This is a genomic window from Mycobacterium persicum (assembly GCF_002086915.1).
In the GTDB taxonomy this organism is placed as follows: Bacteria; Actinomycetota; Actinomycetes; order Mycobacteriales; family Mycobacteriaceae; genus Mycobacterium; species Mycobacterium persicum.
In genome coordinates this window covers 5,955,367-5,976,042 of the sequence record NZ_MWQA01000001.1, presented here as the reverse complement: position 1 = coordinate 5,976,042, position 20,676 = coordinate 5,955,367, and the positions used below count along the sequence as shown (strand labels likewise).

Below are 20,676 nucleotides of genomic sequence, written 5' to 3'. Positions count from 1 at the left end.
GCATAAGAACTGAGTAAGGCTATATAAGAGGTAGCTAAGAGGCGCTGGCCGCCATTGAGGTGCCGGCGCCTGACTATGACTGGGCTCATTGCGCTGTCTCCTGGTCCGGGACGCATTGATGCGCGAGACGCCAAGGCCGAGAAGGGAGCCTGATGGTTAGCATCGGCAATCTGGCAGATGCGCGCGCCGCGGAATGGATCGGCCGACCGTCGCATGAGGAGTTGCAGCGCAGGGTGCGCCCACTGCTGCCGTGCGACGATCCCTTTTATCAGCCGCCGGCGGGCTACCAGCATGCCGAACCCGGAACGGTACTGCGATCCCGTGACGTCGAGCTGGCGTTTCTGGGTCTGATACCGCAATCCATCACCGCGACTCAGCTGCTGTACCGGACGACCGATATGAATGGCAATCCCGAGGCGACGGTGACCACGGTCATCCTGCCCGCCGAAGTTGCACCGGGGCAGACCTGCCCGCTGTTGTCGTACCAGTGTGCGATCGACGCCATATCCTCCCGATGCTTTCCGTCCTATGCGCTGCGGCGCCGGGCCAAGGGCCTCGGATCATTGACTCAGCTGGAGCTGTTGTTGATCACCGCCGCCGTCGCCGAGGGCTGGGCGGTATCGGTACCCGACCACGAAGGCGTTCGAGGACTGTGGGGGGCTCCGTACGAGCCCGGCTACCGCGTGCTCGACGGCATCCGGGCGGCCCTGAATTCGGAACGTCTCGAGTTGTCCCCGTCGGCGCCCATCGGGCTGTGGGGCTACTCGGGCGGCGGCCTGGCGAGCGCCTGGGCCGCTGAAATGTCTGGGGACTACGCGCCGGAACTGGACATCGTCGGGGCTGTGCTGGGATCACCGGTCGGCGACCTAGGTAACACTTTCCGCCGGCTCAACGGCACCCTGCTCGCTGGACTGCCCGCGCTGGTGGTGGCTGCGCTCGCACACACCTATCCCGGGCTGGACCGGGTGATCAAGCAACACGCCAACGACGCCGGGGTCGACCTGCTCAAGCGGCTGGAGAGGATGACAACCATCGAGGCGGTCATCCGCACCGCGAACAAGGACTTGGGCGACTATTTGGACGAGCCGCTCGAGGACGTCCTGTCCACCCCCGAGATCGTGCATGTGTTCCAGGACATCAAACTGGGTGCCGCGGTACCGGCACCGCCGGTCCTGATCGTGCAGGCGGTCCACGACTATCTCATCGACGTTGACGACATCGACGCGCTGGCCGAGGCGTATTCGGCCGGCGGCGCCAGAGTCACCTACCATCGGGATGCCTTCAACGAGCACATGGTGCTGCACCCGCTGTCGGCTCCGATGACGCTGCGCTGGCTGACCGATCGATTCGCCGGGCGGCCGCTGAGCGAACATGTCATCCGGACTACCTGGCCGACCATGTTCAACCCGATGACCTACGCCGGGATGGCCCGACTGGCCGTCATTGCCGCCAAGGTCATCACCGGGCGTAAAGTCCACCGCCGGCCGCTCTGACGGCGGTCAAACCACCCCCGCTTCTGACACCGGCTCGGTCGACGCGTTTGCCGCCTGCTCACCGACCGGACAGCGCCCCAAGTCGTCACGTGCGGTCCCGGCCGCAATCAACGCGTACACCAGTGACGCGATGGCCGCCGGCGACAGCAGCGTGGCCGCCACCAGCGCCGGCCGCCAGGCAAAGAACACCGGCGGCGCCTGCGTGACGTACGTCAATGAATGATCGCCGCTTGCCAGCGGCACGGTGTCGAAATCCAGCGCGCCGTAACGCAACCGAACCAGCAGCGCCCCCACCGCCGCCGCTGCCGCGGCGGCGGCGATCAAGCCGAGCGAAAGCGCGACGACCATCCCCGGTCCCCGGCGTTCGCGCCACTGCCACACCAGCACTGCCGCCACCACCGCCACCACACCCGACAGTCCGAGCATCAAAAACGGGGCGATGAAGAAGTTCTGCGATTCTTCGCCCAAATAGTCATGCACCCGCTCGCCCGCCCGGGTGAGCGCCACAACCGCATGGATCGGTGGCGCCACCCATGCCCACAACGCACCGATCACCACACCGGTCAGCGACAAACCGAGCACCACGGTGAGCACCGCACTTTTCCGGGAATTGCGATCGGCGCCGGACTGCTCTGGACCGGCCGGCGCGCTGGCCGTCTGCGGCTCTAGCGGCGTCGGCGGACTCTGCGGCACAGATTCTTCGGTCACCGCTGCGCCTCCAGATCGGATGAATCCGCCTGTCCGTGGCGGGAGCATCGTGCCCGCCAACCATCGGGACGAACCTGCACGGTCATTCGCCGCCCGCACACTGCACAGAACCGTGGTGGCTCGAGACCCAATTGAGCGGCTGTCGGCGTGGCCGTACCCGCCGGTTGCCCGGTGTAGACGTTGTAGGCACCGCCACCGACCGGATCGCCCCAATTTTCGACCACGTCTGCCGCCTTCTCACAAGGTGGCGTTGAGCGCCTTGATCGGCATCTGTAGGTCGTCGAGCAGTTGCAGGTCGGCCTCGGCGGGGCGGCCAAGGGTGGTCAGGTAGTTGCCGACGATCACCGCGTTGATGCCGCCCAGAATCCCCCGCTTGGCACCAAGGTCGCCCAGAGTGATCTCGCGGCCGCCGGCGAAGCGCAGCATCGTACGCGGCAGCGCCAGCCGGAAAGCCCCCACAGCCTTGAGCGCTTCGCCGACCGGCAGCACCTCCAAGTCGCCGAACGGGGTTCCCGGGCGCGGGTTGAGAAAGTTCAGCGGCACCTCGTCGGGGTTCAGCTCGGCGAGGTTGGCAGCGAATTCGGCGCGCTGCTCCAACGTCTCGCCCATGCCGAGGATGCCGCCGCAGCACACCTCCATGCCGGCGTCACGCACCATCGTCAACGTCTGCCAGCGCTCCTCCCAGGTGTGTGTGGTGACGACCTTGGTGAAGTACGAGCGGGCCGTCTCCAGGTTGTGGTTGTAGCGGTGCACACCCATCGCCGACAGCTGCTCCACCTGCTGGGCGCTCAACATGCCCAGTGAGCAGGCGATGTTGATCTCGACTTCGTTGCGAATCGCCTCGATGCCGGCCGCGACCTGGGCCAGTAGCCGGTCGTCGGGCCCGCGTACCGCGGCCACGATGCAGAACTCGGTGGCGCCGGTCTTAGCGGTCTGCTTGGCCGCCTCGACCAGGCTGGGAATATCCAGCCAGGCACTGCGCACCGGGGAGCTGAACAGGCCCGACTGAGAGCAGAAATGACAATCCTCGGGGCAGCCGCCGGTCTTCAGGCTGATGATGCCCTCCACCTCGACCTCGGGACCGCACCACCGCATCCGCACCTCGTGCGCCAGCCCCAGCAGTTCCTCGAGCCGCTCGTCGGGCAGCTGCAGCACCCGAAGCACCTGGTCCTGGCTCAACCCCTCACCGCGCTCCAGCACCTGCTGGCGGGCCTCGGCCAAAATGTCGGCCATATTGTCGGCGTCGGGCACGCCATGTTGGCCGCCGTCGGTCGTCGGTCGAATCGGCGCTTGAGTCACCAGGTACTCCCCTACATCTTTGTCCTGTCCGAGCGGAACGCAGTTATGGTGCGGGGCCGCTTGCGAATACGCGGCCCCAACCAAACGGCATTCAGGCTAGGGTAACGGTCCGCGCGGGCCCAACAGCTTGTGGGCATGCCGCCGCGGCACCCGGAGCTGGGTATCGCACCTGCTTAGGCAGCGTTGGCGTGGGTACGGTGATCCTATTGGGCCATTTCGAATGGCCTCCGTGGCCGGCCAGCTGGCCATGGTCGGCTACACGTTCACCGGCTGGTCTCTGCTGTTCGGCGGATAGTCAGCAGATCGGGTGCTCGAGCCGTTTGTTGCCCTCCCAGCGGCGCAGGCCGGCGAAACTGCCGTTGAGCTGCGCCGGGCGTCCCGCGATGCGCAGCGCCCGTCCCAGCTGGCCGCCACCCACTCGGCGGGCCAGCGTGACGTGGGCGGTCCAGTGACCGGGCAGGCTATTGGACATCGGCGCCGGCGCCGTATGCGGCAGGCAGACCCGGTGCACCTCGGCATGCAGTGCCAGCAGCTCGCTCGTCGGCACCACCAGGCGGGTGAACACCACGTTGGCGCGGCCGAAGAGCACCGGAGCGCCGATCGCACAGTTCAGTGGCAGTTTGCCGGCTACCGGGCGCAGCAACGCGTCGACATCGGAGTCGATGTGGTCGGCAACGGCCAGCGTCACGTGCGGCCGGCTGGCGGGCGCCTGGCTGGGGATGCCGGCGGCCGCCAGCTCGGCCCAGATGCGGCGAACCGCCGCCTCGGTATCGGGGTCGAAGACCAGCTCGATCGAATGAACCATCAGACAACCAGCGTTCTCACCCAGTCGGGGTCAAACGCGGCCGCGCTGATGGCCGCGAAGTCTTCGGCCACGCCGGCGCCTGCTGGAAGTACTGCCCGCACCGGAGCCATCCGGGCCAGCGCTGACCGATTGGAGGTCTCGACCAGACCGGGATGGGCCGGCCAGCTGCCGATCACTAGCCCGGCACAGGAAACACCTTGGGCGGCTAGCGCTTCCAGGGTAAGCGCAGTGTGGTTGAGGGTACCCAGTCCGGCGCCGACCACCACCAGCACCGCAGCCGGCAGGGCGACGGCGAGTTCACGCAGTGTGACGCCGCCGTCGGCGAGGTCGACCAGCAACCCCCCGGCGCCCTCGACCAGAGTCAGCCGGCCGGGGCGATCCAGACCCCCGATGAGCTGCAAGACCTGATCGCGCTCAGGCAACGCCATCCCGGCCTGCTCGGCCGCCGCCGCCGGCGCCATGGGTAGCGGGTAGCGCGCCAACCCGGCCAGCTCGGTCACCCCGGACAACCGGCCCACCTCGGCCAGGTCGTCGTCGCCGGCGCCGGTGCCGGTCTGCACCGGCTTGCACACCGCGACGTCGATGCCGGCCTGGCGCGCATGTGACGCCAGCGCCGCACTGGCGATGGTCTTACCGACGCCGGTGCCGGTCCCGGTGACAAGCAGTACGGTCAACCGCGCGCCACAGCCAGAGCGTCGGTCAAGACCCGGCGAGCCAACTCCAGCTCGTCGGCACTCAGCGAGGCGCGCGCCGTCAGCCGCAACCGCGACGTCCCGGCGGGCACGGTCGGAGGCCGGAAACAGCCGACCTTGACGCCGGCGTCCAGGCAGGCCGCCGCGGTGGCCACCGCTACCTCCGGGTCACCCAGCACCACGGACACCACGGCCGATTCCGGCGGTGAGGGCACACCGCAGATCCCGGCCAGGCGGCGGGCGTGTGTGAGGACGGCGTCGGGCCGCCACGGCTCGGCCTTGAGCACCCGCAGGGCGGCGCCCGCCGCGCCTACCGCCGCCGGTGCCAGACCGGTGTCGAAGATGAACGGCCGGGCCGCGTCGATCAGATGGGCACGCACCGCCGCCGGCCCCAGAACTACACCGCCCTGGCTGCCCAGCGCCTTGGACAACGTCGTCGTCATCACCACATCAGGCGCGCCCGCCAGCCCGACTTCGTGCAACAGCCCGCGGCCGCCGCCGCGTACCCCCAGACCATGCGCCTCGTCGACCACGAGCAGTGCCCGGTGCCGACGGCACACCTCGTGTAGCTCGCGGATGGGCGCCAGGGTGCCGTCGGCGCTGAACACCGAGTCGGTGACGACGACGGCGCGCCGCTCGGCGCGCGACCCCAGTGCCGCGTCCACGGCAGCGAGGTCTCGGTGCGGGGTGACGACCACACGAGCCCGCGACAGCCGACAGGCATCCACCAGGGACGCGTGCGAGTAGGCGTCGGACACCAACAGCGAACCGGGACCGGTCAAGCCGACAACAGCTCCCAGGTTGGCGGTGTAGCCGGAGGAGAACAACAACCCTGACGAGGCGCCGACGTATTCGGCAAGCTCGGCTTCGAACTCCTGGTGCAGCTCGGTGTCGCCGGTGACCAGGCGGGAACCGGTGGCGCCGGCGCCCCACACACGCAGCGCCTGGACGCCGCCGTCGATGACATCAGGATGCTGGGACAGGCCGAGGTAGTCGTTGGACGCCAGGTCCAGTTCGGTGGCGACGGCAGGGCGTGGCCGAAGCGAGCGCCGCAACCCGGCCGCGCGGCGCTGCCGCTCGACCTCGTCGAGCCACGCCAGCGGTGACGTCTCGATCGGTGCCCGCGGGGAGGCGTTCATAGGCGTTCAGACTACGAGTCGCGCGACCTCGACCATCGCAGAGGTGATCTGCGCAATCTCAGCGGGCGGACAAATGTAGGGCGGCATCGCATAGATCAGGTTGCGGAACGGTCGCAGCCAGACACCATGGTCCAGGGCCACCGGGGTGGCGACGGTCAGATCGACCGGCCGGTCGCATTCAATGACGCCGATGGCGCCGCAAACCCGGACATCGGTGACCGCGGGCAACGCTCGGGCGGGCTCCAGTCCGGCGGTCAGTCCGGCCGCTATCTCGACGATCCGGGAGCGCCAGTCCTGTGCCAGCAGCACCTCGATGCTGGCCACCGACACCGCGCAGGCCAGCGCGTTGGCCATGAAGGTGGGCCCGTGCATCAGCGCACCGGCGGCACCGGTGCTGATGGTGTGGGCGATGCCGGTGGTACACAGGGTGGCGGCCAGGCTGAGATATCCGCCGGTGAGCGCCTTGCCCACACACATGATGTCCGGGCTCACCCCGGCATGGTCGGCGGCGAACAGTTCGCCGGTACGGCCGAATCCGGTGGCGATCTCGTCGAAGATCAACAGCACGTCGTGGCGACGGCAGATGTCGCGCAGGTCGCACAAGTAACGCGGGTCGTGGAAGCGCATGCCGCCCGCCCCCTGCACAACCGGCTCCACGACCACGGCGGCCAACTCGGCGGCATGCTCGGCCAGCTGCGCCTCGAACGCCGCGCTGTAGCCGGGGTCGTAGTCCCGCGGCACCTGCGGAGCGAACACCTGCTGGGCCAGGATGTCGGTCCACAGCGAATGCATGCCGCCGTCGGGGTCGCAAATGCTCATCGGCGTGAAGGTGTCGCCGTGATAACCGCCCCGCCAGGTCATCAGCCGGTGCTTGGCGGGCCGGCCGCGGCTGCGCCAGTATTGCAGCGCCATCTTCACCGCGACCTCCACCGACACCGAGCCGGAGTCGCTGAAGAATACCGTGTCCAGGCCCGACGGGGTGAGCTCGACCAGCAGCCGCGCCAGCCGGGCCGCCGGCTCGTGGGTCAGGCCGCCGAACATCACGTGGTTCATTGTGATCAGCTGAGTGGTCAAGGCGGCATCCAGAGCGGGATGGCCGTGACCGTGGATGGAGGTCCACCACGAGCTCATCGCGTCGAGGGCCCGGATCGGGTGGCCGTCGCGGATCAATGTGAGCCAGGCGCCATGGGCGGCGACCGCCACTACGGGCGGCAGCGCCTCGGCGCCGATGGCGCTGTAGGGGTGCCAGAGGTGGGCGGCGTCGATCGCGCTGATCTGCTCGGGCGTCAACCCGGGCGTTACCGCGGCAGCCATGGAGACCGAGAGTAATGCAGACGCCCCGCCGCCCATCGCGGTCGCGGGTCGCGGAAACCGCGGCCATCCGGGAGCATGCATGGCATGGCTGCGCCGCATCGTCCCGAAGACCGTCCCGGCTCCGGTACCGCCGACCCTCAGGTTCCGCGGGTGCTCAAGCTGCGGATCGTCCCGTGGGACGTGATCAGCACGGTTGTCGCATCGGGGTTGCTGCTTTATCTGGTGACGGCAACCAGTTGGCCGTCGCGGCTCTTCGCCTTCACCGACAACGTGTGCCTTTCCGAAGATTGTCCGCCAGTGCCCTACGGCGCCAACTATTACATCTATCCGCTGATGTGGGGCGGCATCGGCGCCGCCATAGCCGCGGCGGTCATCGGCCCGTTCGTGTCCATGGTGAAGGGCTGGTACATGTCCTTCTGGCCGATCATCGCCGTCGGTGTCATGACCGTCACGTCCGTGCTCGGGTATGCGCTGGCCGGCTTCAGCGAACGATATTGGCACTGATCGCCGCGTCTGGTTGATCACACGGCGGCAACGTCGGTGAGTGCGAAATCACAACTGCCCGCACAAGATTGGGCCAGCCCAGTCACCGTCCGGTCACGTTAAGACAAAAAATCCCGACTGGGCCTGGCGATCGTCCGCTTCTGTTGTCAAAGTGACTGTAGTGACTGGTGTGAATTAGGTGGCTTCGCCCGACTGATTCACGCGTCCGAGTTCATGCAGCGCCGGTAGGTCTCGATGTAGCGGCCGCCGCGTGAGTCATGCAACGGCGGCTGAGGCGCGAAGTCACCGCGCCGACGCAAGAAGGGCCCGTAAGGGTCCAGGAGGTTGGATCCCCATGAAACGCATCTGCGCCTTCGCCATCGGTCTGGCGATGATGGTCAGCCCGATGGCGGCCGTCCCGGGCCTCTCGGCCGCCGACCCCGGCCTGAGGTCGACCGATTATCAACAGGCCACCGACGTTGTCATCGCCCGCGGTCTCTCGCAACGCGGGGTGCCGTTCTCGTGGGCCGGCGGCGGTGTCACCGGTCCCACTCGCGGCAAGGGTTCGGGCATCTACACGGTCGGGTTCGACGCGTCGGGGCTGATCCAATACGCCTACGCCGGCGCCGGGATCAAGCTCCCGCGTTCCTCCGGCGAGATGTACAAAGTGGGCCAGAAAGTCCTGCCGCAGCAGGCACGCAAGGGCGACCTGATCTTCTACGGTCCCGAAGGCACCCAAAGTGTCGCGATGTATCTCGGCAACGGCCAGATGCTGGAGGTCGGCGATGTCGTTCAGGTGTCGCCGGTGCGAAGCAGCGGCATGACCCCCTACCTGGTCCGGATCCTCGGTATCCAGACCGCGCCCGGGCAGCAGCTGCCGGCGCAGCCACCATTGCCGCAGGCGCCGGTACAGCAGACACCGCTGCCGCAGACACCGCTGCAGCAGGCGCCCGCCACCCAGGCACCACTGCAGCAGTTGCCCGCCCAGCAGGCACCACTGCAACAGTTGCCGGCCCAACAGGCACCACCACAGCAGGCGCCGTTGCAGCAGTTGCCGGCACAGCAGGCACCACTACAGCACCTGCCGGCGCAGCAAGCGCCCGCGCAGCAAGCGCCGGCGCAGCCCACGCCCGCCGGCACCCCCCGGTAACCAACTCGACCCACCGCAACCCGCCACCGGTCCCCGCTGCTCAGCGCGGGGGCGGTGGCGGGTTTCGGTAAATTAGCGGTCGATCATGCAGACCCTGGCACCCCCTCATACACCGACCGCGATGGGGTCGCGGGCGGCGGGCTTTTATCGTCATGATCTCGACGGCGTGCGGGGTATCGCGATTGCGCTGGTCGCCGCGTTCCACGTGTGGTTCGGCCGGGTTTCCGGCGGCGTGGACGTGTTCCTGGCGTTGTCCGGCTTCTTCTTCGGCGGCAAAGTACTGCGGGCGGCCCTTGATCCAGCGGTGAAGCTCTCGCCGATCACCGAGGTGGTCAGGCTGGTCCGCCGCCTGGTTCCGGCGCTGGTCGTCGTCCTCGCCGGCTGCGCGTTGCTCACCGTGCTGGTGCAACCGCAAACCCGCTGGGAGACGTTCGCCAATCAGAGCCTGGCCAGCCTGGGCTATTACCAGAACTGGGAACTGGCCAATTCGCAGTCGGATTACCTGCGCGCCGGCGAAGCCGTCAGCCCGCTGCAGCACATCTGGTCCATGTCGGTGCAGGGCCAGTTCTATCTGGCATTCCTGTTGCTGGTTGCCGGGTGTGCATATGTATTCAGGCGTCCTCTGGGCCCCCGGCTGCGAACGCTGTTCGTCGTGCTGCTCAGCGGGCTCACGATCGCGTCGTTCGGCTACGCGATCGCCGCCCACCAGGCCAACCAGGCCAACGCGTATTACGACAGCTTCGCGCGGGCGTGGGAGCTGCTCCTGGGGGTGCTCGTCGGCGCGTCGGTGCCCTACATCCGCTGGCCAATGTGGCTGCGCACCGTCGCCGCCACCGCGGCGCTGGCGGCGATCTTGTCCTGCGGCGCGCTGATCGACGGCGTCAAGGAGTTCCCCGGCCCCTGGGCGCTGGTGCCCGTCGGGGCAACGATGCTGATGATCATGGCCGGAGCCAACCGGCAAGCCCATCCCGGTACCAGCCACCGACTGCCCCTGCCGAATCGGGTGCTGGCCATCGGGCCGCTGGTGACGTTGGGGGCGATGGCTTACTCGCTGTATCTATGGCATTGGCCGCTGCTCATCTTCTGGCTCTCCTACACCGGCCATCGGCACGCGAACTTCCTCGAGGGCACCGCGGTGCTTCTGGTCTCGGGTTTACTCGCCTACCTGACGCTTCGCCACGTCGAGGACCCGCTGCGGTACCGGGCATCCCCCACCGCCGCCGCCACCGCGCAAGCAACTCCCGCCGCGATGCGCTGGCAGTTGCAATTGCGCCGGCCGACCCTCGCGCTGGGATCAATGGTCGTGCTGCTGGGCGTCACGTTGACGGCGACGTCGTTCAGCTGGCGTGAACATGTCATCGTCGCCCGCGCCTCCGGCAAGGAGCTCAGCGGACTCAGCGCCAACGACTATCCCGGCGCCCGAGCCCTGACCAACCATGCCCGGGTGCCCACCCTGCGGATGCGTCCCACCGTCTTGGAAGTCAAAGAGGACCTCCCGGCGTCCACCCGGGACGGGTGCATCAGCGACTTCGTCAATCCGGCGCTGGTCAACTGCACCTACGGCGACGGGGACGCGCCCCGGACCATAGCGCTGGCCGGCGGGTCGCATGCCGAACACTGGTTGCCGGCGTTGGACCTGCTCGGAAGGCTGCACCACTTCAAAGTGGTGACCTACCTCAAGATGGGCTGCCCGCTGTCCACCGAGGAAGTCCCGTTGATCATGGGCAACAACGCCGCGTACCCACAGTGTCGCGAGTGGGTGCAGGCGACCATGGAAAAGCTCGTCGCGGATCGTCCCGATTACGTGTTCACCACGTCTACCCGGCCGTGGAACATCAAGCCCGGCGACGTAATGCCGGCCACCTACATCGGTATCTGGCAAACGTTGTCGGACAACAACATTCCCATCCTGGCGGTTCGGGACACTCCGTGGATGGTCAAGGACGGCCAACCATTCAAACCGGCGGACTGCCTGGCCAAGGGGGGCAATGGGCAATCCTGTGGGATCAAGCGGTCCGACGTGCTCTCCGACTACAACTCCACCCTGGATTTCGTGGCGCAGTTTCCGCTGCTGAAGCCCATCGACATGTCGGATGCGATATGCCGGCAGGATTTCTGCCGCGCGGTGGAGGGCAATGTGCTGATCTACCGCGACTCTCACCACCTGACCCCGACGTATATGCGAACCATGGCACCCGAACTGGGGCGACAGATCGCGACGATCACCGGCTGGTGGTGACCGGCGCCGCCCCGATGCGGCGTGAAATCGCCGGACACAAGCACGAATCACCGAACGGCGCCACACCGGACGCGGATAAGGTCATGCCATGTCGCCGAACAACACCGAACGCACAGGCGGGGCCGGGCCCACACTGCGTACCGTGTGGCCGGGCACCCCTTATCCGCTGGGAGCAACCTATGACGGTGCCGGCACCAACTTTTCGGTGTTCTCCGAAATCGCCGAACAAGTCGAACTGTGCCTGATCGCCGACGACGGGAGCGAAACCCGTATCTCCCTGGACGAGGTCGACGGATACGTCTGGCACGCCTATCTGCCGAACATCACCCCGGGCCAGCGCTACGGGTTTCGGGTCCACGGGCCTTTCGATCCCTCGGCCGGCCATCGCTGTGATCCCAGCAAATTGCTGCTCGACCCGTACGGTAAAGCCTTCGACGGCGATTTCACCTTTGGGCAGGCGCTGTTCTCCTACGACATGAGTGCACTGGATCCGGATGGCGATTCGGCCGACCCCGGCGTCCCGCCCATGGTTGATTCCCTGGGCTCCACCATGACCAGCGTGGTGATCAACCCGTTTTTCGACTGGGGGTACGACCGGGCACCGGTCACCCCGTATAACGAAACGGTCATCTACGAGGCTCATGTCAAGGGGATGACGCAAACTCATCCCGGCATCCCCGAGCAACTACGGGGCAGCTACGCCGGCCTGGCGCACCCGGTGATCATCGACCACCTCAAGTCGCTGAACGTCACCGCGCTCGAACTGATGCCGGTACACCAGTTCCTGCACGACTCCCGGCTACTCGACTTGGGCTTGCGAAACTACTGGGGCTACAACACTTTTGGCTTTTTCGCCCCCCACAACCAATATGCGTCGAACCGGCAACCGGGCGGCGCGGTGGCCGAGTTCAAATCGATGGTGCGCAGCCTTCACGAAGCCGACATCGAAGTGATCCTGGACGTGGTGTACAACCACACCGCCGAAGGCAACCACCTGGGTCCCACGATCAACTTCCGCGGCATCGACAACGCCGCGTACTACCGGCTCGTCGACACGGACCTGCGGCTGTACAAGGACTACACCGGCACCGGTAACAGCCTCAACGCCCGCCACCCACACGTGCTGCAACTGATCATGGACTCGCTGCGCTACTGGGTGCTCGAGATGCATGTCGACGGATTCCGTTTCGACCTGGCCGCGACCCTGGCCCGAGAGCTGCACGACGTGGACCGGTTGAGCGCATTCTTCGATCTGGTACAGCAGGATCCGGTGGTCAGCCAGGTCAAGTTGATCGCCGAGCCCTGGGACGTCGGTGAGGGCGGCTATCAGGTCGGCAATTTTCCCGGTTTGTGGACGGAGTGGAACGGGAAGTATCGGGATACTGTGCGCGACTATTGGCGGGGCGAACCCGCAACCCTGGGCGAGTTCGCCTCCCGGCTGACCGGGTCGTCGGACCTCTACGAGGCGACCGGCCGCCGCCCGAGCGCGAGCATCAACTTCGTCACCGCCCACGACGGCTTCACCCTCAACGACCTGGTGTCTTACAACGAAAAGCACAACGAGGCCAACGGCGAGGCCAACCGCGACGGAGAAAGCCACAACCGGTCGTGGAACTGCGGCGTCGAAGGACCCACCGACGAACCCGACATCACGGCGCTGCGCCGCCGCCAGATGCGCAACTTCTGGGCCACCCTGATGCTCAGCCAGGGCACACCGATGATCCTGCACGGCGACGAGATCGGGCGCACCCAGGACGGTAACAACAATGTCTACTGCCAGGACTCCGAATTGTCGTGGATGGACTGGACTTTGGTGGACAAAAACTCGGACCTGCTGACCTTCGCGCGCAAGGTGACCACGTTGCGCAAGAACCACCCGGTGTTTCGCCGGCGCCGGTTCTTCGAAGGCGAACCGATCCGAAGCGGCGACGAAGTGCGCGATATCGCCTGGCTGACGCCGGACGGCCGGGAAATGACCCACGAGGACTGGGGCAAGAGCTTTCACCAGTGCGTGGCGGTGTTCCTCAACGGCGACGCGATCACCGCACCCAACGCGCGAGGTGAGCGAGTCGTCGACGATTCATTCCTGTTGTGCTTCAACGCTCACGGCGAACCGGTGGATTTCGTGATGCCCCATGGCAGCTACGCGCAGGAGTGGACCGTGGAGCTCGACACCGACGACCCGTCCGGCGACTCCAACCGGGTCGTCAACGCCGGAGAGCAGATCTCGCTGCCCGCCCGTTCACTGCTCGTGCTTCGTAAGACGTTGTGACGCATGGCTTTACCCATCCTGTCCAGCTACCGGCTGCAGCTACGCGGTGCTTCGAGCGGGTTCGCGTTCACCTTCGCAGACGCCGAAAACCTGCTGGACTACTTCGACGACCTCGGGGTGTCGCATCTGTACCTGTCCCCGATCATGACCGCGGCCGCCGGGTCGAGCCACGGCTATGACGTCACCGACCCGACCGCGGTGTCCCCCGAGCTTGGCGGCGCCGAAGGGCTGGCCAGGTTGTCCGCGGCGGCCCGGGCCCGCGGCATCGGTCTGGTCGTCGACATCGTGCCCAACCATGTGGGCATCGACAAGCCCGAGCAGAACGCCTGGTGGTGGGACGTCTTGCGGCACGGCCGTTCGTCGGCCTACGCCAGCTACTTCGACATCGACTGGGATCTCGACGAGGACGGCCGGATCGTGCTGCCGGTTCTGGGCTCCGACGGCGACGTCGCCGACCTGAAAGTCGACGGGGACCTGCTGCGCTTGGGCGATCTGACGCTGCCCGTCGCGCCCGGCACCGCGACGGGCACCGGCCCACAGGTGCATGACCGCCAGCACTACCGGCTGGTGGGCTGGCGGAACGGGGTCTGCGGCTATCGCCGGTTCTTCTCGATCACCTCGCTGGCCGGGCTGCGGCAGGAAGACCGGGCGGTGTTCGACGCCTCGCACGCCGAGGTCGCCCGGTGGTTTGCCGAGGGCCTCGTCGACGGCGTGCGCATCGACCACCCAGACGGTCTGTCGGATCCGTGCGGATACCTCGCGTGGTTGCGCGAACTGCTCGGTCCGGCCGCATGGATCGTGATCGAAAAGATCCTGGCCGCCGACGAGGCGCTGGAGCCCACGCTGCCGGTGGCCGGCACCACCGGCTACGACGTATTGCGGGACATCGGTGGACTCTTCGTCGATCCCAGCGGAGCCGCCGAGCTCACCGCCCTGGTCGAATCCGCGGGAGTGAATTATCAAGCGATGCCGGAAATGTTGGCCCAGCTCAAGACCCGTTCGGCCACCGACACCCTGGCAAGCGAGTTGCGCAGGCTGCGCCGCGCCATCGTGGCCGCCGCCGGCGCCGATGATCCGTTGCTGCCCGGGGCGGTGGCCGCGCTGCTCACCCATATCGGCGTCTACCGCTGCGACTACCCGGGCCTGGCCGCGGTAATGCCCACCGCTTTGGCCGAAACCCAGGCGGCGGCACCGGAATTGGGGCCCGCGCTGCAGATCGTCGCCGCGGCACTGGCCGGTGGCGGCGAACCGGCCACCCGGCTGCAGCAGCTCTGCGGCGCGGTGACCGCTAAGTCGGTCGAGGACTGCTACTTCTACCGCGACTCCCGGCTGGTTTCACTCAACGAGGTGGGCGGCGAACCACACCGTTTCGGAGTGGGGGCAGCGGAGTTTCATCACCGCGCCGCCACCCGGGCCCGGATGTGGCCGCACACGATGACGACGTTGACCACCCACGACACCAAACGCGGTGAGGACGTGCGCGCCCGGATCGGGGTGCTCTCGCAGGTTCCGTCGCTGTGGGCCGAGTTCGTCGCTCGCTGGGAGATCCAGGCCCCCTCCCCCGACCCGGCGACGGGACAGTTCTTGTGGCAGAACATCTTCGGGGTGTGGCCCGTCAACGGCGAGGTGACCGGCGAGCTTCGCGACCGGCTGCACCACTACGCCGAGAAGGCCATTCGGGAAGCGGCCTGGCATACCTCGTGGAACGATCCGAACACCGATTTCGAGGATGCGATCCACCGCTGGCTCGATACCGTGCTCGACGGTCCGGTGGCAGAGCAGCTAACCAGGCTGGTGGCTCAGCTGCACCCGCACGCGGCAAGCGACGCGCTGGGTCAGAAACTGCTCTCGCTGACCGTTCCCGGGATACCCGACGTCTACCAGGGCACCGAGCTGTGGGACGACAGCCTGGTCGACCCGGACAACCGTCGACCCGTCGATTACGCCGCGCGCCGCGCCGAACTGAAGGCGTTGGCACACCCCAAGATTCGCGTCGTCACCACCGCACTTCGGCTACGGCGCTCCCGTCCGGACAGCTTCCTGTATGGCGGCTACGTTCCGGTGCTGGCCGATGGCGATGCCAGTGACCATGTGGTGGCGTTTCGTCGCGGCTGGGAAGGCCAGGACATCGTTGTCGCGGTGACCCGCTGGACGGTGCGGCTGGAGGAAACCGGCTGGGGTAACACCATGGTGCCGCTACCGGATGGGTCCTGGACCGATCGGCTTTCCGGCGCCATGGCAAGCGGGCCGACCTTGGCCGCCGAACTGTTCGCGGACCTGCCCGTCGTCCTGCTGGAGCGCAACCGTGACTGAATTTCGGGTCTGGGCACCCAAACCCGAGCTGGTGCGCCTTGACGTCGACGGCCGGGTGCACGCGATGACTCGTTCGGACGACGGGTGGTGGCACGCGGACGTGGATGCGCCCCCGCGCGCCCGCTACGGATATCTGCTCGACCAGGACCCCACCGTGCTGCCCGATCCCCGATCACCGCGGCAACCCGACGGGGTGCATGCGCGCTCGCAATTATGGGGTCCTGCCACTGCGACCTGGACCGACGGCGATTGGCCGGGCCGTTCGATCGAAGGCGCGGTGATCTACGAACTGCACCTGGGCACCTTCACCGGCGCCGGCACCTTCGATGCCGCCATCGAAAAGCTGGACTATCTGGTCGATCTCGGGATCGATTTCGTCGAGCTGATGCCGGTCAACTCTTTTGCCGGCACCCATGGGTGGGGATACGACGGGGTGCTGTGGTACAGCGTGCACGAACCCTACGGCGGACCCGACGGGCTGATCCGGTTCGTCGACGCCTGTCACGCACGCGGTCTGGGGGTCTTGATCGACGCGGTGTTCAACCACCTCGGCCCGTCGGGGAATTACCTGCCGCGGTTCGGGCCCTACCTCTCGTCGGCGAGCAACCCCTGGGGCGAAGGCATCAACATCGCCGACGCCGACTCCGACGAGGTGCGCCGCTACATCATCGGGTGTGCGCTGCGCTGGATGCGCGACTTTCACGCCGACGGGCTGCGGCTGGACGCCGTGCACGCGCTGGTGGACACTACCGCCATCGATATCCTCGAAGAACTCGCCGGCGAAACCGCTTGGCTGTCAGAGCAGCTGGGGCGGCCGCTGTCACTGATCGCCGAAAGCGATCGCAATGATCCGCGGCTGATCACACCGCGTGATCGCGGCGGTTACGGGCTGACCGCGCAATGGTCCGACGACATTCATCACGCCATCCACACCGCGGTGTCCGGCGAGCGCCAGGGGTACTATGTGGATTTCGGCTCGCTGGCCACACTGGCACACACCTTGCGGCACGGTTACTTTCACGCGGCCACCTATTCGTCGTTCCGGCACCGCCGCCACGGGCGGCCGCTGGATACCGCGACCATCCCGGCCACCAGGTTGCTCGCCTATACCTGCACCCATGATCAGGTCGGCAACCGCGCCCTCGGCGACCGCCCGTCGCAAAACCTGACTGGTGGCCAGCTGGCGATCAAGGCCGCGCTGGCTCTCGGATCACCCTATACGGCAATGCTTTTCATGGGCGAGGAGTGGGCGGCTTCGACGCCGTTCCAATTTTTCAGCTCGCATCCCGAACCGGAGCTGGCCCGGGCCACCGCCGAGGGACGCAAGGCCGAATTCGCCGAGCACGGCTGGGATGCCGACGACATCCCCGACCCCCAGGACCCGCAGACGTTTGCGCGCTCCAAGCTGAAGTGGGATGAGCCCCTTGCCGGCGAACATGCCCGCCTGCACCGCTTTTATCGCGATCTGATCGCGTTGCGGCGCAACGACCCCGATATGGCCGATCCCTGGCTGGAGCACCTGATCGTCGACTACGACGAAGACGGGCGGTGGATCATCGTGTGTCGCGGCCGGTTGCGCATCGCGTGCAACCTGGGCGCCGAGCCGGTGCCGGTGCCCGTCACCGGTGAGGTGGTGCTGGCGTGGGGTGAGCCGGCAGTCGATGCCGATCACACTGCGCTGGAAGGCCATTCGGTTGCCATTCTCCGCTGCGGATAAGGGCGCGAGCAGACGCAGAATCGCACTGTTGTGGCCACAACAGTGCGATTCTGCGTCTGCTGGCCCACCGTTAGCTCACACGCTGCGACGGCCGATGACGTGCATCGCCTCGGCAATCGAGTCGGCAAGGGGGTCGATCTCGCCCGCGGTCAGATCGGCGATGGTGATGCGGATTCCGGGCGGGGTCATAATCCGAAACCGCGACCCGGGCGCCGCGGCCCAGCCGGCGTTGAGCAGCCGGGTGATCGCCACCGTCTCGTCGGGCACCGGAATCCACACGTTCAGCCCGGATCGGCCATATGCAACGACACCGCGGTCGGCCAGGGCAGCGCGCAACCGTACGCGGGTATCGGCGTAGCGCCGTTCGGCCTTGCGGACCAGGCGCGTTGCGGCCTCGTCCGACCACAGCGTGACGGCCAGATCCTGCAGCAGGTGGCTCACCCAGCCGGGCCCGAGCCGCAGCCGACCCTGCACCCGCTCGACCGTCCGCTGGTCTCCGGCAAGGATGGCCAGGCGCAGGTCGGGACCATAGGCCTTCGACGCAGAACGCACGAAAGCCCAGTGGCCGGTCGAGCCCGCCAGGGTGTGCAGCGGCACGCCAGCGATGCCGGCGCAGTGGTCGTCCTCGACGATTAGCACGTCGTCGGATCGGCCCGCCAATAGTTTGCCCAGGGCGGCCGCACGATCCGCGGACAACGCCCCCCCGGTCGGATTCTGCGCACGGGTGGTGACCACCAGGGCCCGCACGCCGCGGGCCAGCGCCCGGGCAAGGTCGGCAACCAGCGGCCCGTCGTCGTCGACTCTTACCGGCTCCGCGTTAAGCCTCAGTGCCGCAAGCAGATCGAGCAGATTGGCCCAGCCCGGGTCCTCGACGGCGACCCGGTCACCGGGTCGCAGGTGTGCGGTCAGCGTCCGCTCAATCCCGTCGAGGGCGCCGCTGGTCACCGCGAGGTGATGGGCCGGGACGCCATCGGCGGTCAGCGCGGCGCGAGCATGGTGGACCAACTCGTCCGACATCGGCGGCCGTCCGTAGAGCACGGGCGGTCCGGGACGGGTCCGCAGTCGTGCAGCGGCGATCGGCAACAAAGCGGGGTCCGGGTTGCCGGTAGACAAGTCTCGGGCGCCTTCGGGGACATCGAGGCCGAATGCGGACCGCGGGGTGGTCGCAGGGCGGTTCCGCACCCGGGTACCGCGACGCCCGGCGGTCTCGACGGCACCGCGATCACGAAGGATGCGGTAGGCGGCGGCCACCGTATTGGGATTCACGCCGAGTTGGCCCGCGACGTCGCGGATCGGCGGCAGGGTGTCGCCCGGGGTGAGACTGCCTTGGGAGATGGCTTGTTCGACGCTGGTGGCTATGGATTCGGCACCCGTCCCCGTTATCCTATATTGTGCTGGCACAGTCATAATTATGTACTAGTACGGAATCGGGGGCAAACATATGTCCGTTGCATACCAACCAACGCCGCGCACCACCCCCTCTCGTTACCGCGAGCGTGCACGTTATGACAGCGAGACCGTCCACCGGATCCTGGATGAGGCGTTGTTCTGTCATCTCGGCTACGTCCGCGGCGGCAGGCCGGTGGTCTTGCCGACCATGCATGTCCGCTGCGGCGAGACGCTGTACATTCACGGCTCCACCGGCAGCGGACCAATGCTTGCCGCCAAGCCAGCCGGCCTGCCCGTCTGCGTCTCCGCCACCGTCGTCGACGGGCTGGTGCTGGCTCGCTCGGCGATGCACCATTCCCTGAACTATCGCTCGGTGGTCGTGATGGGCACCGCCCGTGTGGTGGACGACGATGCCGAGAAGTTGCCTGCCTTGCACGCGCTGCTCGATCACATTCGGCCGGGCCGCGCCGCCGACTGCCGGGCCCCCAACACCCGTGAACTGGCCGCCACCGCGGTGCTAGCACTCGAACTCGTCGAGGTTTCGGCCAAGGTGCGCCAAGACGGGCCGGTCGACGACCCGGAAGATCGAACGCTGCCACATTGGGCCGGGGTCATCCCACTGACCGTGACGGCGGGGACACCGCAACCGGCCGACGATCTCAACCCTGCTACCCCGCTGCCGGACTACCTGACCGCCGCGCGCAGACCCTGAGATGCCGGGGCGCTCACCGTTTGCGGCTACCCGAACCCGGCTCGGCGGCGCTCGCACGCCAAATGCTGTCCCACCATGTCCCGACCAGCACGACGACACCGCCCCAGGCCATGCCCAAGAGCCAGCCGGCCAGCACATCGCTGAGGTAGTGCACTCCCAGATAAATCCGTGAGAACCCGACCACGGCGGACCAGCCCATCGCCAAAGTCCACACGATGATTCGCCCGGTCCACGACATGATCGACCAGCGGGCCAGTAGCCAGCCTGAGAGCAACGTGACCGCGGCAGTGCCCGCCGCGTGCCCGGAGGGAAAGGAGTATCCGCCTTCGGCGATCGTTGCGAAAGGCAGGGCGGGCCGATCCCGGACCACCAGCGCCTTCGCAGCGAGAACCACCAGTGCAATACCACCACCACCGACCAGAGCAAGCACCACCGGCAGCCACGACCTGCACCGAAAAAGGACAGCAGCGCAGGTCAGCACGGTGAGCGCCGCCATCCCAACCGGACCGCCCGCAGCGGTCACCACCCGCAGCGTCGTGGTCAACCACGGGTCGCGGTGGGCCGCAAGCCATTCGGCAACCGGTTGGTCGATTCCCGCTATGCCGTCACCCTCGAGGACGTCGTCGAGCACTTCGGTGAAGCAGACCGCCAATGCCGTGACCACCGCGGCGCCGATGAGCAGCGCGACACCGGCGACCTCGGACACCGCCAGTCGTCGAGTCAGCACCCCTCCCCTGGCGCCGGCCCGCGCGCCTAGCCATGCCACCACGCGGCCGATCACGGCGACGTTGCACGCCCGCGCCCACAGTCCGCGAATCGGCGTCTCGTTCCGGGCGATCCACGCCGCCGCGGCCACCAGCAGCACCAGACACGCCACGGTCGCTGCGCTCACCAGACCGAAACCGGGCGTACCGGGTCCAGATGGCTGGCTCATGTTCTCACCCAACGTGC

General features: G+C 67.3%; 17 protein-coding genes. 8 read left to right on the top strand and 9 right to left on the bottom strand.

What is annotated here, in order from left to right; translation table 11 throughout:
• The first annotated feature begins 152 nt into the window (after positions 1-152).
• On the top strand, positions 153-1,493 hold the full coding sequence (locus B4U45_RS27090) for a lipase family protein (protein WP_075546166.1): 1,341 nt from the start codon (positions 153-155) through the stop codon (positions 1,491-1,493).
• A gap of 6 nt (positions 1,494-1,499) precedes the next feature.
• On the opposite strand, the gene B4U45_RS27085 is transcribed toward B4U45_RS27090, so the two are convergent.
• From B4U45_RS27085 to B4U45_RS27055, 7 genes are all read right to left on the bottom strand, one after another.
• Complete coding sequence (locus B4U45_RS27085; protein ID WP_240316762.1) at positions 1,500-2,087, bottom strand: DUF2567 domain-containing protein; 588 nt, start codon at positions 2,085-2,087, stop codon at positions 1,500-1,502.
• A gap of 110 nt (positions 2,088-2,197) precedes the next feature.
• Positions 2,198-2,425, bottom strand: coding sequence for a biotin synthase auxiliary protein BsaP (gene bsaP / locus B4U45_RS27080; protein WP_082275312.1), 228 nt, complete (start codon positions 2,423-2,425; stop codon positions 2,198-2,200).
• A 13-nt stretch (positions 2,426-2,438) separates the two neighbouring features.
• Entirely contained in the window at positions 2,439-3,500 is a 1,062-nt protein-coding gene (gene bioB / locus B4U45_RS27075; protein WP_089024979.1) for a biotin synthase BioB, read from the bottom strand.
• A gap of 295 nt (positions 3,501-3,795) precedes the next feature.
• Positions 3,796-4,305, bottom strand: coding sequence for a 2'-5' RNA ligase family protein (locus B4U45_RS27070; RefSeq protein WP_075546164.1), 510 nt, complete (start codon positions 4,303-4,305; stop codon positions 3,796-3,798).
• On the bottom strand, positions 4,305-4,979 hold the full coding sequence (gene bioD, locus B4U45_RS27065; protein WP_075546163.1) for a dethiobiotin synthase: 675 nt from the start codon (positions 4,977-4,979) through the stop codon (positions 4,305-4,307). Before bioD ends, B4U45_RS27070 begins: the two co-directional genes overlap by 1 nt.
• Positions 4,976-6,136, bottom strand: coding sequence for an 8-amino-7-oxononanoate synthase (locus tag B4U45_RS27060; protein WP_083135100.1), 1,161 nt, complete (start codon positions 6,134-6,136; stop codon positions 4,976-4,978). Before B4U45_RS27060 ends, bioD begins: the two co-directional genes overlap by 4 nt.
• Before the next feature lie 6 nt (positions 6,137-6,142).
• Positions 6,143-7,450 carry an adenosylmethionine--8-amino-7-oxononanoate transaminase gene (locus B4U45_RS27055; protein ID WP_075546240.1) on the bottom strand — a complete coding sequence of 436 codons (1,308 nt, stop codon included), beginning with the start codon at positions 7,448-7,450 and terminating at the stop codon, positions 6,143-6,145.
• 84 nt (positions 7,451-7,534) lie between these two features.
• On the opposite strand from B4U45_RS27055, the gene B4U45_RS27050 reads away from it, so the two are divergent.
• From B4U45_RS27050 to treZ, 6 genes are all read left to right on the top strand, one after another.
• Positions 7,535-7,954, top strand: coding sequence for a hypothetical protein (locus tag B4U45_RS27050; protein ID WP_075546161.1), 420 nt, complete (start codon positions 7,535-7,537; stop codon positions 7,952-7,954).
• A 334-nt stretch (positions 7,955-8,288) separates the two neighbouring features.
• Positions 8,289-9,083, top strand: a complete 795-nt coding sequence (gene ripD / locus B4U45_RS27045) for an NlpC/P60 family peptidoglycan-binding protein RipD (RefSeq protein ID WP_083135099.1) — start codon at positions 8,289-8,291, stop codon at positions 9,081-9,083.
• Positions 9,084-9,168: 85 nt separating this feature from the next.
• Entirely contained in the window at positions 9,169-11,322 is a 2,154-nt protein-coding gene (locus B4U45_RS27040; protein ID WP_219859557.1) for an acyltransferase family protein, read from the top strand.
• Positions 11,323-11,410: 88 nt separating this feature from the next.
• Positions 11,411-13,594, top strand: coding sequence for a glycogen debranching protein GlgX (gene glgX, locus B4U45_RS27035; RefSeq protein ID WP_075546158.1), 2,184 nt, complete (start codon positions 11,411-11,413; stop codon positions 13,592-13,594).
• Positions 13,595-13,597: 3 nt separating this feature from the next.
• A complete protein-coding gene (gene treY, locus B4U45_RS27030) occupies positions 13,598-15,907 on the top strand; it encodes a malto-oligosyltrehalose synthase (protein ID WP_075546157.1) in 2,310 nt (769 codons plus the stop codon).
• Complete coding sequence (gene treZ, locus B4U45_RS27025; RefSeq protein ID WP_075546156.1) at positions 15,900-17,624, top strand: malto-oligosyltrehalose trehalohydrolase; 1,725 nt, start codon at positions 15,900-15,902, stop codon at positions 17,622-17,624. Before treY ends, treZ begins: the two co-directional genes overlap by 8 nt.
• 75 nt (positions 17,625-17,699) lie before the next feature.
• Here treZ and B4U45_RS27020 read toward each other — a convergent pair whose 3' ends face one another.
• Positions 17,700-19,025, bottom strand: coding sequence for an aminotransferase class I/II-fold pyridoxal phosphate-dependent enzyme (locus B4U45_RS27020; protein WP_075546239.1), 1,326 nt, complete (start codon positions 19,023-19,025; stop codon positions 17,700-17,702).
• A 40-nt stretch (positions 19,026-19,065) separates the two neighbouring features.
• Between B4U45_RS27020 and B4U45_RS27015 the strand changes: the two genes are divergently transcribed.
• A complete protein-coding gene (locus B4U45_RS27015) occupies positions 19,066-19,725 on the top strand; it encodes a pyridoxamine 5'-phosphate oxidase family protein (protein WP_075546155.1) in 660 nt (219 codons plus the stop codon).
• 13 nt (positions 19,726-19,738) lie between these two features.
• On the opposite strand, the gene B4U45_RS27010 is transcribed toward B4U45_RS27015, so the two are convergent.
• Positions 19,739-20,659, bottom strand: coding sequence for a phosphatase PAP2 family protein (locus B4U45_RS27010; protein WP_075546238.1), 921 nt, complete (start codon positions 20,657-20,659; stop codon positions 19,739-19,741).
• Positions 20,660-20,676 lie beyond the last annotated feature (17 nt).

Bases quoted from the DNA above. Each gene is read 5' to 3' on its own strand.
- B4U45_RS27090 (WP_075546166.1), top strand. From the start codon at position 153: ATGGTTAGCATCGGCAATCTGGCAGATGCGCGCGCCGCGGAATGGATC.
- B4U45_RS27070 (WP_075546164.1), bottom strand. From the start codon at position 4,305: ATGGTTCATTCGATCGAGCTGGTCTTCGACCCCGATACCGAGGCGGCG.
- B4U45_RS27060 (WP_083135100.1), bottom strand. From the start codon at position 6,136: ATGAACGCCTCCCCGCGGGCACCGATCGAGACGTCACCGCTGGCGTGG.
- B4U45_RS27055 (WP_075546240.1), bottom strand. From the start codon at position 7,450: ATGGCTGCCGCGGTAACGCCCGGGTTGACGCCCGAGCAGATCAGCGCG.
- B4U45_RS27050 (WP_075546161.1), top strand. From the start codon at position 7,535: ATGGCTGCGCCGCATCGTCCCGAAGACCGTCCCGGCTCCGGTACCGCC.
- ripD (WP_083135099.1), top strand. From the start codon at position 8,289: ATGAAACGCATCTGCGCCTTCGCCATCGGTCTGGCGATGATGGTCAGC.
- B4U45_RS27040 (WP_219859557.1), top strand. From the start codon at position 9,169: ATGCAGACCCTGGCACCCCCTCATACACCGACCGCGATGGGGTCGCGG.
- glgX (WP_075546158.1), top strand. From the start codon at position 11,411: ATGTCGCCGAACAACACCGAACGCACAGGCGGGGCCGGGCCCACACTG.
- treY (WP_075546157.1), top strand. From the start codon at position 13,598: ATGGCTTTACCCATCCTGTCCAGCTACCGGCTGCAGCTACGCGGTGCT.
- B4U45_RS27015 (WP_075546155.1), top strand. From the start codon at position 19,066: ATGTCCGTTGCATACCAACCAACGCCGCGCACCACCCCCTCTCGTTAC.
- B4U45_RS27010 (WP_075546238.1), bottom strand. From the start codon at position 20,659: ATGAGCCAGCCATCTGGACCCGGTACGCCCGGTTTCGGTCTGGTGAGC.